Source organism: Kineococcus gurbantunggutensis, from assembly GCF_050871925.1.
GTDB lineage: Bacteria > Actinomycetota > Actinomycetes > Actinomycetales > Kineococcaceae > Kineococcus.
Genome location: NZ_JBJLSG010000012.1, coordinates 1 through 11,733 on the forward strand (window position 1 = coordinate 1; position 11,733 = coordinate 11,733).

The 11,733-nt window shown below is 75.0% G+C and carries 12 protein-coding genes and 1 pseudogene; 4 read left to right on the forward strand and 9 right to left on the reverse strand.

The window, feature by feature from the left end:
* The coding region (locus ACRYR7_RS03565) for a DeoR family transcriptional regulator (protein ID WP_432570687.1) at positions 1–387 on the reverse strand (387 nt) is incomplete at its 3' end.
* 183 nt (positions 388–570) lie between these two features.
* Here ACRYR7_RS03565 and ACRYR7_RS03570 point away from each other — a divergent pair.
* On the forward strand, positions 571–1,866 hold the full coding sequence (locus tag ACRYR7_RS03570; RefSeq protein ID WP_432570688.1) for an MFS transporter: 1,296 nt from the start codon (positions 571–573) through the stop codon (positions 1,864–1,866).
* A gap of 43 nt (positions 1,867–1,909) precedes the next feature.
* Here the strand turns inward: ACRYR7_RS03570 and ACRYR7_RS03575 are convergent, their stop codons facing one another.
* Together ACRYR7_RS03575 and ACRYR7_RS03580 are read right to left on the reverse strand one after the other, a co-directional pair.
* Positions 1,910–2,944: a DUF4037 domain-containing protein gene (locus tag ACRYR7_RS03575; protein WP_432570689.1), complete on the reverse strand. Its 1,035-nt coding sequence runs from the start codon at positions 2,942–2,944 to the stop codon at positions 1,910–1,912.
* Between the two features lie 55 nt (positions 2,945–2,999).
* Entirely contained in the window at positions 3,000–3,983 is a 984-nt protein-coding gene (locus ACRYR7_RS03580) for a MerR family transcriptional regulator (protein ID WP_432570690.1), read from the reverse strand.
* Positions 3,984–4,210: 227 nt separating this feature from the next.
* Here ACRYR7_RS03580 and ACRYR7_RS03585 point away from each other — a divergent pair, with 227 nt between their 5' ends.
* Positions 4,211–4,792 carry a DUF7010 family protein gene (locus tag ACRYR7_RS03585; RefSeq protein WP_432570691.1) on the forward strand — a complete coding sequence of 194 codons (582 nt, stop codon included), beginning with the start codon at positions 4,211–4,213 and terminating at the stop codon, positions 4,790–4,792.
* A gap of 29 nt (positions 4,793–4,821) precedes the next feature.
* Here the strand turns inward: ACRYR7_RS03585 and ACRYR7_RS03590 are convergent, their stop codons facing one another.
* The 3 genes and pseudogenes from ACRYR7_RS03590 to ACRYR7_RS03600 all read right to left on the reverse strand — a co-directional run.
* Positions 4,822–6,378, reverse strand: a complete 1,557-nt coding sequence (locus tag ACRYR7_RS03590) for an alpha-L-fucosidase (RefSeq protein ID WP_432570692.1) — start codon at positions 6,376–6,378, stop codon at positions 4,822–4,824.
* 274 nt (positions 6,379–6,652) lie between these two features.
* Positions 6,653–6,832 carry an RbsD/FucU domain-containing protein gene (locus tag ACRYR7_RS03595; protein WP_432570693.1) on the reverse strand — a complete coding sequence of 60 codons (180 nt, stop codon included), beginning with the start codon at positions 6,830–6,832 and terminating at the stop codon, positions 6,653–6,655.
* Positions 6,826–7,350, reverse strand: a pseudogene (locus tag ACRYR7_RS03600) (aldo/keto reductase); the annotation flags it as partial. The pseudogene ACRYR7_RS03600 and the gene ACRYR7_RS03595, both read right to left, overlap by 7 nt.
* 285 nt (positions 7,351–7,635) lie before the next feature.
* On the opposite strand from ACRYR7_RS03600, the gene ACRYR7_RS03605 reads away from it, so the two are divergent.
* Together ACRYR7_RS03605 and ACRYR7_RS03610 are read left to right on the forward strand one after the other, a co-directional pair.
* Entirely contained in the window at positions 7,636–8,061 is a 426-nt protein-coding gene (locus ACRYR7_RS03605) for a hypothetical protein (RefSeq protein WP_432570694.1), read from the forward strand.
* Positions 8,058–8,432, forward strand: a complete 375-nt coding sequence (locus ACRYR7_RS03610; protein WP_432570695.1) for a transcriptional regulator — start codon at positions 8,058–8,060, stop codon at positions 8,430–8,432. Before ACRYR7_RS03605 ends, ACRYR7_RS03610 begins: the two co-directional genes overlap by 4 nt.
* Before the next feature lie 803 nt (positions 8,433–9,235).
* Here ACRYR7_RS03610 and ACRYR7_RS03615 read toward each other — a convergent pair.
* From ACRYR7_RS03615 to ACRYR7_RS03625, 3 genes are all read right to left on the reverse strand, one after another.
* Positions 9,236–10,042: an IclR family transcriptional regulator gene (locus ACRYR7_RS03615; RefSeq protein ID WP_432570696.1), complete on the reverse strand. Its 807-nt coding sequence runs from the start codon at positions 10,040–10,042 to the stop codon at positions 9,236–9,238.
* Positions 10,043–10,144: 102 nt separating this feature from the next.
* Positions 10,145–11,104 carry a cyclase family protein gene (locus ACRYR7_RS03620; RefSeq protein ID WP_432570697.1) on the reverse strand — a complete coding sequence of 320 codons (960 nt, stop codon included), beginning with the start codon at positions 11,102–11,104 and terminating at the stop codon, positions 10,145–10,147.
* 79 nt (positions 11,105–11,183) lie between these two features.
* Positions 11,184–11,645, reverse strand: a complete 462-nt coding sequence (locus ACRYR7_RS03625; protein ID WP_432570698.1) for a hypothetical protein — start codon at positions 11,643–11,645, stop codon at positions 11,184–11,186.
* Positions 11,646–11,733 lie beyond the last annotated feature (88 nt).

Consider the following 11,733-nt stretch of genomic DNA (forward strand, 5'->3'; position numbering starts at 1 on the left):
CCCCCCCCCCCCCCCCCCCCCCCCCCCCCCCCCCCCCCCCCCCCCCCCCCCCCCCCCCCCCCCCCCCCCCCCGGCCCCGGTGGTGCCGGAGTCGATGACCACCGCCTCGCCCTCGGCGATGAGGGCGGCGGCGCTCGCGGCCAGGCGCGCCTTCAGGGGGGCGTCGTCGGCTGCGCGCACGTCGAAGGGCAGGCCCTCGCCCCTCAGGGCGGCGCTGACGGCTCCGCCGCGGACCCGGCGCAGCGCCCCGACGGAGGCGAGGTGGTCCAGGTCGCGGCGGACGGTGATCGTGGAGGTCTCGAGCCGTTCGGCGAGCTCGGGGACCTCCACGCGCCCGGAGCGGTGCAGCGCTTCGAGGATCTCCTTGTGGCGGCGTTCAACGTTCATGAGCGTAGATTAGCTGATGAACGACCGAATGGTCATGTAACGTGATCGAAGATGCCGGGCGGCCCGATCGCCCACCGCCGGCCACGACTCGCCGCTCACCACCGGCTCCGGCGATCGCCGTCGTGGTGGCGCACCCGCTCGGCAGCCCGAACCCCCACGACTCCGAAAGGTGCTGCACCACCGATGGCCCTCACCACGTCCCCGACCCCCACCCGGGCCTCCCGCGCCCGCGCGGGGGTGTCCGCGCTGTTCTTCGTCAACGCCGTCCTGTACGCCAACCTGGTGCCGCGCCTGCCGGAGGTGAAGGACCGGCTGGAGCTGTCCAACGCCGCGCTGGGCACCGCCATCGCCGCGATGCCCCTGGGGGCGCTGCTGGCCGGGCTGCTGGCCCCGGTCTGCATCCAGCGCCTGGGATCGGCCAAGGTCGGCGCCCTGGGACTGGTGCTGGCCGCCGCAGCGGTGGCCACCGTCCCGCTGGCGAACGCGTGGATCGCCTTCGCCGCCGTGATGCTCCTGGTCGGTGCCCTGGACGCCGTCGTCGACGTGGCCCAGAACGCGCACGGCTTCCGGGTCCAGCGCCTGTACGGACGCTCCATCGTCAACGCCTTCCACGGCCTGTGGAGCGTCGGCGCCGTCGTCGGTGGCCTCCTCGGTTCGGCCGCTGCGGGAGCGGGCCTGCCCCTGGGAGCGCACCTGACCGTCTCGGCCGTCGTGTTCGGCCTCGTCGCGCTCACCGCCCACCGGTTCCTGCTGCCCGGCCCGGAGGACTCCGAACGTGCCGGGACCCCGCGGGTGGGCCCCGCAGGAGTCGGGAGCACGGACGCGGGTGACGCGGAGCGCGCCCTGCCCGCGGACCGCTCAGGCCGGCACCGGCGCCGCGCCGGGGTGCGCACCGCGGCGCTGCTCGCCGTGCTGGGGGCGCTGGCCGCCGGCGGGGCCTTCGTCGAGGACGCCGGGTCGTCCTGGGGGGCGTTGTACCTGCGCGGGGAACTGGGCGCGGGCGCCGCCGTGGGCGGGCTCGCCTTCGTCGCCCTGCAGGGGGCCCAGACCGTCGGCCGGCTCACCGGCGACCGCGTCGTGGACCGCTTCGGCCAGCGCCGGGTCGCGCTCACCGGGGGTCTCCTGACCGCCGCCGGCACCGGTGCCGCCCTGGCCTGGCCCTCGATCCCCAGCACCCTGGCCGGGTTCGCGCTGGCCGGGCTGGGCGTGGCCACCCTCGTCCCGGCCGTCATGCACACCGCGGACGAACTGCCCGGGCTCCCGGCCGGCGTCGGTCTGACCGTCGTCAGCTGGCTGCTGCGCGTGGGGTTCCTGGTCTCTCCCGCCGTCGTCGGGTTCGTCGCCGACGCCACCAGCCTGCGAGTGGCGCTGCTCAGCGTGGTGCTGGCGGGCCTGCTCGTCCTGGTCCTGGGCCGGTTCCTCGCCCCCGCGACGGGGCCGGCGGACGGCTCCGCAGCCGGTTCGACGAAGCGTCCGTGAGGTTCCCGACGTCCACGCCGGCGCCCCGACCGCGGTCGCCGGGTCAGTGCTGCACGGCGTGGACGGCGCGCCGGCGGCGCGGTCCGTCGACGAGGACGTCGACGTTGTCGACCCACTGCTCCACCGAGCCGATGCCGGCGGGCAGGGCGCGCACCCGCTCGTCGGTGACCGTCCCGGTCAGCGCGTCGAGGACCGCTTGGGGCACGCCGCGGAAGGGGCGGGCGTGGAAGGGCTCGCTGGCCGGCCCCACCGCGGGCAGCCCCACGCCGGCCTGGTGGTGCAGCAGCAGCTCCAGCGCGGTGCACAGGTGCTCCTGGCGCGCGCGCCAGTCGCCGGCGGCCAGCGCCGCCTGCAGCGCGGGGGCCGCGACCGCGCAGGGCAGGGTGGCGAAGACGGTGCCGCGCCACTTGGGGTAGGGCGGCCAGGTGCGGTCCAGCAGGAAGCCCAGGTCCACCGCGGCGTCCACCAGCCGTGCGGTGATCACCCGCGAGCCCAGCTCGTCCCCGCGCTGGCCGGTGCGGCCCACGAAGGGCAGTTCCTGGCCCAGCCGGCGCCAGCAGCAGGCCACCAGGTGGCGCCAGAGGTCGTGCGGGTACCAGCGCAGCCGGTCGCGCAGGGCGCCCAGGCGGTGATCGGTGTCGGTGAAGACGGGGCCGGCGAGGACCTCGAGCACCGCCTGGCCGCTCAGCGCCAGCCAGTCCTCCGGTTCCCAGTGGCGGGTGACCTCCAGGCCCAGGCGCGAGGCGGCGAAGTCCTCCACGGTGGCGACCTCCACGCGGTGGCGCACGTGCGGGTCCCAGGTGGTGGCGAAGCGCACCGGGTGCCCGGCGAAGTGCTGGGGCAGCTCGCGCTCCAGCAGCGCGTCCACCTGCGCCGCCCGGTCGGCGTCGACGAGCAGGGTCAGGCGCAGGCCGAAGTCGTGGTCGGTGGAGGTGGCGTCGTCCAGGCCCAGGACGTCCGAGCCGCTGCCCAGGCGGGCGGCGGCGTGGGGCAGGGCGGGCAGCGCCGCGCGCAGCAGGGGTGCGACGACGTCGTGGTGGTAGCGGCGGGCGAGCTCGGCTCCGGGGGAGAGGGGCACCGGTTCAGGCTGCCCCGGGGTGCCGAGTCCCCACCAGCCGGGTGCAGCCGTCCTCTCACCCGCGGGCGGCGAGCTCCTCGGCCAGTTCCACGCACCGCAAGCGGGCCGGGGAGAAGTCGTAGGGCACCTTCCCAGCAGCTTCCAGCGCGCTCACGGGCTCCCGCCCCCGGCCGGGGCGCCGGCCGGCCCGGCCCCCGCCCCGCTCCGGGTCACCTCCCTCCGCGTCACCTCCCTCCGCGTCACCTCCCTCCGCGTCACCTCCCTCCGCGCCACCTCCGTGCGGGTCGGCGCCGTCGGCGGTGGTGGGGTGCAGGGCGTCCCAGGAGTCCAGGAGCGCCTCGTCGTCCTGCGCCAGGCCGGAGTCCTCGATGACGGCGTGCAGCGCCGTCTCGAAGGCGTGCCGTCGCGCGGCCACCTGCGCCACGCGGGGGTCGTCGACTGCGACCGTGTCGTCCAGGGCCGCTTCGGCGGCCTCGACGCGGTCGGACTCCTCCCGCAGGTCCGGGTGGGTGGCCAGGGCGGTGAAGCGGGTGGCTTGGACGGCTGCTGCGAGCGGGCCGAGGACCCGTTCGGTGACCAGCAGGGTGTCCAGGTCCGCATGGCGCAGGCAGCCCTCGGGCAGGTCCTGCAGGCGGCTGCCGACGACGTCGCACAGCAGACCCGTCCTGGTGCCCCGGGTGCGCATGCGCTGCACGGCGCTGCGCTGCCGCCGCAGTTCCGCTTCCCGGGCGGTGAGGGTCTCCTCCAGCCGTCGCAGGACGCGTGCGACGTCGTGGTCGTCGTCGGCGCCGGCACCAACCGCGCCGGCGAAGGCGTCCCGGATGTCGTCCAGGGCGATCCCGGCGTCGGCCATCTTGCGGATCCACAGCAGCTGGACCACCTCGTCGTAGCCGTAGCGGCGGCGGTCGTCACCGCCCCGCGGGGGCTCGGGGAGCAGGCCGATCTCGTGGTAGTGCCGGATCGCCCGTGCTGTGGTGCCGACGAACGCCGCCGCGTCACCGATCTTGACCTGGCGCGGCGGGACGAAGGGCGAGAACATGAGTGCGGCCTTCCTGCGTGGGGCGGGTCGTGGGTCCACTGGAGCACGTGACGCTGCGGGAGGTGCAAGCGCGGGCCCTCCACCGCGCGCCGACGCGTGCCGGGGTGCTGGACCACTCGGCGCCACGACCGCGTCCCCGCACGGGGTGGACCCGCCGGCGGTGTCCGGGGGGTCGGTGAGCGGGGCAGGATGTCCGGGTGAGCACGACGCGAGGTCACGGTCCCGCCGTGGGCGAGCCACCGCTCCTGCTCGACCCCGGGCGGTGGGGCAGCCTCGTCGGTCTGGCCGGCGGCACGGTGTTCATCGCCAGCTACTCGTCCGCGCTGGGCGCTGCCGCCTCCACGATCGCCTGGGTGGCCGGGCTGGCCGGGGTCGCCGCAGCCCTCTTCCGCCACTACGTGCGCCCCGTGGCGCTGGGGCCGCTGGTCCGCCCGGGCCCGCGGGCGCTGGCGACCTACGCCGGGTGCGTGGCGGGTGAGCTGGTCCTCATCGCCCTCGGTTCCCGGGCCCTGGCCGCGGTGCACCACGGTGAGCTGCGGCCGGCGCTGATCGCCGCGGTGGTCGGAGCCCACTTCATCCCCTTCGCGTGGGCGTTCCGCGAGCGGGTGTTCTCCCACCTCGGTGGTGCCGTGACCGCGATCGGTGCGGCCGGCCTCGTGGCGGGCGCGCTCGGCGTCCCGCGCGCGGCCGAGGGCGCGGCCGTGGCCGCCGGCCTCGTCATGATCGCGGTCCTCGTGCTGCACGCGCAGGGGCGCTTCGCGGCACCGCGCACCAGCGCCTGGCGCGAGGCCGGCCCGGGGCGCCGGTGAGGCGCCTCCGGTGGCGGTGGGCGTGCGGCCTACGCGGGCGAGGGTCCGTGCAAGGGGTCCCAGCGCTCGGAGGTGCTCCCGGGCTGGAAGAACAACTTGACCACGGGCAGGTCCGGGTGGTGGTCTCGCGGCGGCAGCCGGACCCTCAGCTCGTCCTGCGTCCTGGTCCACTCCAGCGGCTCATCGCTGCCCAGCACCTTGACCTCCCGGATCTCCCGTTCGAGCAGTGGTGAGCCGGCGCCGAAGGCTCTGATGCGGGCGGTGCCGTCGTCCGGTGCGGCGAGCAGGATCGCGTAGACGTACTCACCGACCGTGTCCTTGCGCTGTGTGAAGCGCATGTCGGCGCTGGTGTGCTGGGGGGCGACGTCGTCCACGAAGGAGCCCGCGACGGTCTTGGTGGGCCCCTCGCCGGGGATGCGCCAGGGCCTGGTGCCGTAGACGGCCTCGCCGTTGCGCAGGAGCCAGTCGCCGACCCCCTCGAGCAGGGCCTGCTCCTCGACGGCGATGGTCCCGTCGGGTTTGGGGCCGATGTTGAGCAGGAGCACGCCGTTCTTGGCGACGACGTCGGCCAGTTCCGCGACGAGGTCGTGCGCCGTCTTGTAGTCGTGCGAGTCGACCCAGCACCACGACGTCCTGGACACCGACGTGTCGTTCTGCCAGACCGTCTCACGGGTGGCTCCGAGGGTCCCCCGCTCCACGTCGTACACGGCGGTGCCGGGGGGGAAGGCGTCCCACTTGTGGTTGATGACCACCTCCCGGCCCCACTGCGCCGCCCGGTTGTAGTAGTAGGCGGCGAACCGGCGCAGGTACGGCTCGAAGGCGGGGTGCTCGATCCACCAGTCGAACCAGAAGACCTGCGGGCGGTAGCGGTCGACCACCTCGACGCAGCGCAGGAGCCAGTCCTCCAGGAACCGCTCGCTGGGTGCGGTCTCGTCGCGCTGCGCGGGGCCGTAGAAGTCCTGCCACCGGGGATCGCGGACGTCGGAGTCGAAGTGCGTGCCGCCGTTCATGAAGAACCAGTGCTCGGCGCGGTGCGAGGAGGCGCCGCGCAGCATCCAGGCGTCGTCCACCGCGGCGAGCAGGTCGCCGAAGACGTCGCGCTGCGGCCCCATCGCGGCCGCGCTCCAGCGCGAGCGGGCCGTGTCGTACATCGCGAAGCCGTCGTGGTGCTCGGCGACGGGCACGACGAACTGCGCGCCGGCCCTGCGGAACAGGCGCGCCCACTCGCTCGGCTCGAAGCCGTCCATGGTGAAGGAGGGGATGAAGTCCTTGTACCCGAAGTCGGACTGGGGTCCGTAGGTCCGCACGTGGTGCTCGAACTCCGGCCTGCCGGCTCGGTACATGTTGCGCGAGTACCACTCGTTGCGGAAGGCCGGGACTGAGTACAGGCCCCAGTGGATGAAGATGCCGAACTTGGCGTCCTCGTACCACTGCGGCGCGCAGTAGTGGCGCAGCGAGCTCCACGCGTCGGTGTAGGGACCGGCGTCGATGACAGCGCGGACCTCGGCCAGCGCAGCCGTGTTGTCGGACACGTCGACGGCTGGCGGCAGGTGCTCGGCGTCCAGGCGCGGCGGGGACTCGGGCATCGGGCGACTCCTGGTGCGTCGGGAGCGGGGCGGTGTCGAGCCGGGCCGGCTCGTGCGCGGTGAGGGGGTCGTCAGCGGTTTCGGAGGGCTCCGGCTCCGCCGGCTGCGGCGGGTGTGCGCGGGCAGGAACCCGCCGTCCACGGCTCCTCCCCGGGTCGCCGGCAGGCAGTCGGCTCGCTCACGTCTGCGTGGCGCCGCACCCGCATCGACTGGCTGCCCGATCTGCCGCGAAACGTCACGCGAACCCCGACCCTACGGAGCACCGCACGCATCGTCAATCACCGGACCCGCGCGGTGTCCCCTCTCGTCCGGGGCGCACGCCTGCGCGACCCCGGACAGGGGGAGGAGCCGCGCGCAGCGGGAAGTTCGCATCGGCCAGCACGATGCGATCGCCGTGCCCGGCCCGGGCCAGGGCGGCCAGCAGCGGCGGGTGCAGCAGCCGGTAGTTCAGCATCGCGGTGCTCGGCTCCGGCAGTCGTGGAGGCCGGGGATCGTGCCGTCCACGTCCCACAGGTCCAGCCAGGAGGACGCCCCCGGCCACAGCAGGACCTGTCCCTTGATGAGGCGGCTGTTGCGCTCCACGGAGCGCATCGCCTCCATCTCGGCGGGCGTCAACGGGTCCTCGGCCACCGCTCGCAGGTTCGCGGTGAACTGCGCCGGCTTGACGGAGAAGGGGATCGGCACCTGCCCGCGCGCCACGGCCCACTTCAAGCACACCAGCGCCGGGTGCACCCCGTGAGCCTCGGCGACGGCCCGCACGACGGGGTGCTCGGTGTCGACGACGTCCTCGGGGGTGCGGTCACGCTCGGGTCGCGAGGGGGAGCCCAGCGGGGAGTAGCCCACCGGCTGGATGCCGTGGTCCAGGCAGTAGCGGAACAGCTCCGGTTGCTGGAAGCACGGGTGCAGCTCCATCTCGTTCAGCTGCGGGGCGATCCGCGCATCGCGCCGCAGCAGCTCCAGCTCGGGGATCGTCGTGCCCGCCCCGGCCGGCGAGGTGCTCGTGCGGCACGCCCGGCGCGTCCTCGACCAGCTCGCCGCGGCCGAGGCCGAGGTCGGGCGCTCCAGGTCCAGGCCCAGGTTCAGGTCCAGGTCGCCGGTGGCCTGGCGGGTGGAGCTGCGCTGCGCCGTGCGCAGCAGGTGCGGGAACACCCGTCCAGCCCCCTCACTTTCCTGGCGCTCAAGTCTTGCCTGACGGGCAAGTGACGGGTAGCTTTCCCATCAGGCAAGCAAGCACCCGAACAGGGAAGGACCCCCACCGTGGACGCTCGCGAAGCACAGCAGGCCCTGAGCCTGGCCGCCCAGCGCCGCCAGCAGACCATCACCGCCGGCACCACCCCCTGGAGCAGGTCGCAGGTGTGGAGCCTGTGCTCGTGCGCGCTGGCCCTGGGCGTGCTCACCGACGCGGGCATGATCTGGCTGTGGGTGGTCTTGATGCTCACCGGCGTCGGTGTCGCCTGGCAGCGCGGGGTGGCCCTGAGGCCCACCCGCGCCTCGGTGCGCTGGCAGGCCGCCCTGATCGCCACCTTCGTGCCCGCCCTCGCCCTGAACGTGCTCTTCCAGGCCGTCGCGCGGGGCCTGCACTGGCCGCTGCCCAACACGATCGGCATGCTCGGCGCCTGCCTGGTCATCATCACCCTGACCCGCGCGGTGCAGGCCCGGATGGCTGCGAGCCTGCGCCCGTGAGCACCGCGCCCGAGGCCCGGCCCGATGCTCAGCCCGACGCTCAGTCCGACTCCGGCGGTCGTGCGAGCACCAGCGCGATCGACGAGTTCCTGCACACCCCCGCCCGGTTGAACATCTGCTCCCTGCTGGCCCCGGCGGACTGGGTCGCCTTCTCCTTCCTGCGCGACGCCATCGGCACCAGCGACTCCGCCCTGTCCAAGCAGGTCGCCGCCCTGGAGCAGGCCGGTTACGTCGAGGTCCGCAAGGAGCGCAGCGTGCAGGCGCTGCGCCGGCAGACCTCCGTGCGCCTGACCGCGGCCGGGCGCACCGCCTTCGATTCCTACCTGGCCACCCTGGAACTCCTGGTGGCCCGCGCCCGCGGCGGTCTGTAGCCCGCTGTGGACCGCTGCAGCCCGAAGGCGCACCCGGCCGGCGGGGCGCTGTGCACGACGTCAGGGCTCTGAACCGATGCGCGGCTCCGGCACCGGTCGGCCTCGCGGCCGCAGGGCGAGGTGAAGCGGTGGGCCGTCGTGCGGTAGGTGGGGCTCGCGCCGGGCGTGAACCGTTGACGCTCGGGCTGACGTCGCGGTCGTGGCTCGACGTGCAGCCGGTGAGCCGGTGCCCTTCCCCGTCGACGACGCCGGCGCTGGTCCGGTGGGCCGGAGTGGTGGCAGGGGGCCTCTTCGCCGGTTTCGGTGCCGGTCGTTGCGTGCAGGGTGAGCGGGCGGTGGGCCTGGCCGATGCGGTGCGGCTGGTGGAACGCGCCGCTGGAGCGGACTCGGCCGGGCGCTGAGCGGTTCCGGGTCCGCTGCTGGGGCCGCCGGCCGGATCGCCCGTGCTGCTGGTGCAGCAGCCGAGCGCCGGAATCACCTCGGTCGCCGCCACCGCGGTGCGCGCCAGTGCACCGTGCGCCCGGAGCCCTGCCGCGGGTCGGTGCCGGGGTTCCGCGGATCACCACGCCGATCCCTCGGTCGACTTCGACGGCGTGGTGCGGCTGTCAGCTGCTCGTGCAGCGCACCTGCGCGGTGACGGGACGGTGCCGCTCGATCGTGCAGCGCACCCGTCAGCCGTGCGGGGCTCTGCGGGCACGCGGCTGCAGCGAGCCGGCCGGTGCCGGCACGACGTCACCAGCCGGTCGACGGGCTGACTGACGACGTGCTGGAGAGGCCACCACGTCCACCAGGTCCCGAGCGTCTCACGCGGTGCGGCGGGCGATGGCGAAGGCCGCGCGTTGGACCTCCACGCCGAGGTGCTCCACCTGGTCGAGGGGCAGGTCCTCCTGGCGGGCGGCCACCTGCACGGCCGCGCTGGCGGTGCCGTCGGGCTCGAGCACGGCAGCGGCCACCGAGGCCATGCCCGGCTCGCGCTCGCCTCGCGCCTGCGAGTAGCCGGCGTCGCGGATCGCTTGCAGTTCACCGCGGAACCGCTGCGCGTCGATGGGGCGCCCGTCGGCGCGCGGGTGCTCGTGCAGGTGTGACAGGAAGTGTTCGCGCTCCTGGGGGTCCATGTGCGCCAGCAGCACCTTGCCCGCGCCCAGGTGCAGCGGCAGGCGCTCGCCGATGGGCAGCTCGTAGCGCAGCGGGCGCAGACCGTCGACGCGGGCGAGCACGATGCGCGAGGTTCCCAGCCGCTTGAACAGCGAGGCGGTCAAACCGGTGGAGGCGGCCAGGTCCTGCAGCACCGGGCGCGCGGCCAGCAGCAGCGGGCTGCTGGTCAGGTACGCGTGGGCCCCGAAGATCAGGCCGATGCCGGGGCGGTAGCCGCGCGCGTCGCGCTCGACGCGCCCCCGGGCTTCCAGGACGTTGAGGATGCGCTGGGTGGTGGCCACCGGCAGCCCGGCGCGCCGGGCGACGTCGCTCAGCCGCAGCGGCTCGCGCGAGCCGTCCAGGACCTCCAGCACGTCGATGGCCCGCTCCAGCGAGCGCATGCTGGTGGCGGACCTGGTCTCGCCGCGGCCGGCGCCGGTGCCGTCGGCACCCTGCGGCAGCTCCTGCGCGCTCACGGCTTCCCCCGGGTGTGCGTCGACATCGCACCGATCTTCCCACACGGTGAACGGGTTCACCGGTGCGCGTCCTCGTGCGTGCTCCTCGCGGGTGCGGTGGTGTCAGCGCAGCGCGGTGGCGTTGGGCGGTGAACCCACCCCGCCGGTCAGGTGCAGCGGCTTGACGCTCAGCAGGCAGTCCCAGCGGCCGCTGCGGCGGGAGTCCTGCACCAGCGCGGTCAGGTTCCACAGCTCGCCCAGCGGCAGGCCGAGCTTGGCGATCAGCTCCTGGTGCATCATCCCGGCGTCCTCGGGGGCGCTGGCGGCGAAGGGGCTGTCGGCCACGACGGGCAGGACCTCCACGGCGAAGGTGTCGGTGGCCAGCAGCGCCACGCGGTGGTCCCAGCACCAGGCCGGCAGCTCCAGGCTCTGCGCGAAGCCGGTGGCCCGGCGAGCCCGGCGCACCTGCGCGCGGGTGGCGTCGTCGGCCTGCAGGAACCAGTGCGCCCAGCCGGTGTGCACCAGCACCAGGTCCCCCTCGCGCACCCGCACCCCTTGCGCCCGTGCCGCCTCGTCGAGCAGGCGGGTCGCCAGAGCCGGGCCCTGCAGGTGGTCCAGCGGCCGGCCCCGCGCGGCGAGCAGGCCCTCCAGGTCCAGCAGCAGACCGCGCCCGACGATCGGCTGCTCGGCCCAGCGCTGCACGCCCAGCACGGGGGAGCCGGCGCGCACCTGCTCGTCGGGCACGCCGTCGTAGAAGCCGTACCCGGAGGCGCGGCGGTGGCGCAGCCCGTCGACCTGGGAGCTGGCCTGCAGGTAGAACTCGCGTAGCACGTCGTCGCGGGACTGCGGGTGGCTGGAGAGGATCTCGTGCACCGGCGCGCGCCGGGCCCGGGCCATCGGCGGGTCGAAGGCGTCCAGCGCGTGGTCGAGGCTGAAGACCGCTCCCCGCTGCACCGAGGCGGCGGCGGTGCGCACGTGCTCAGCGGTGGCGAAGTTGGCCATGCCGCGCTCGGAGGCGCTGGTGAACACCCCCCAGCTGGAACCGGGCGGCGTGCGCTGCGCCAGGTCCGCGTAGCTGGGCACGTGCGAGGGGAGCGCGGTGGAGTTCCCGGTGGCGTTTCTCGTGGCGGTTGCGGGTGGGGTTCCCGGCGCGGTGCTCGCCTCAGCCACGGCCGTGCCCCTGCTCGGCGCGGCCGGTGCCGCTGACGACCGGCGCGCCGGCGCCGTGAGCGCCCGCGTCCTGCGGATCGCCCTCCTGGCCCCCGTCGGCCCCGCCGTCCTGGACCCCGCCCCCGTCGGCCGGGTCCCCGTCGGCCGGGTCCTCGTCGGCCGGGTCCTCGTCGGCCGGGTCCTCGTCGGCTCCGTCCCCGTCGGCCGCCTGGTGCGAGCCGTAGGACAGGGCGAAGGAGAGCAGTCCGGCGGCCGAGGCGCCGCCGAAGGCGTAGGGAGCCAGGTGATCGGCCCACTCGCGCGCGGCGCTGGCGTCCCCGGCCACCAGCGTGACCGACTGGCCGACGACGGTGACCAGGCCGGCCAGCAGGAAGAAGACCACCGAGAGCACGAAAGCGGCGGTGGTGAGCGTGCGCAGCGCGCTGCGGCGGGCGGGATCGTGCTGGTGGGACATCGTCGTCTCCTGGGGTCCGGGTACGAGGTGGGCGGGATCCGTGGCGGGGGAGCGGTGGGGGCCGGGACGGCCGGACCCCGGTGCGACG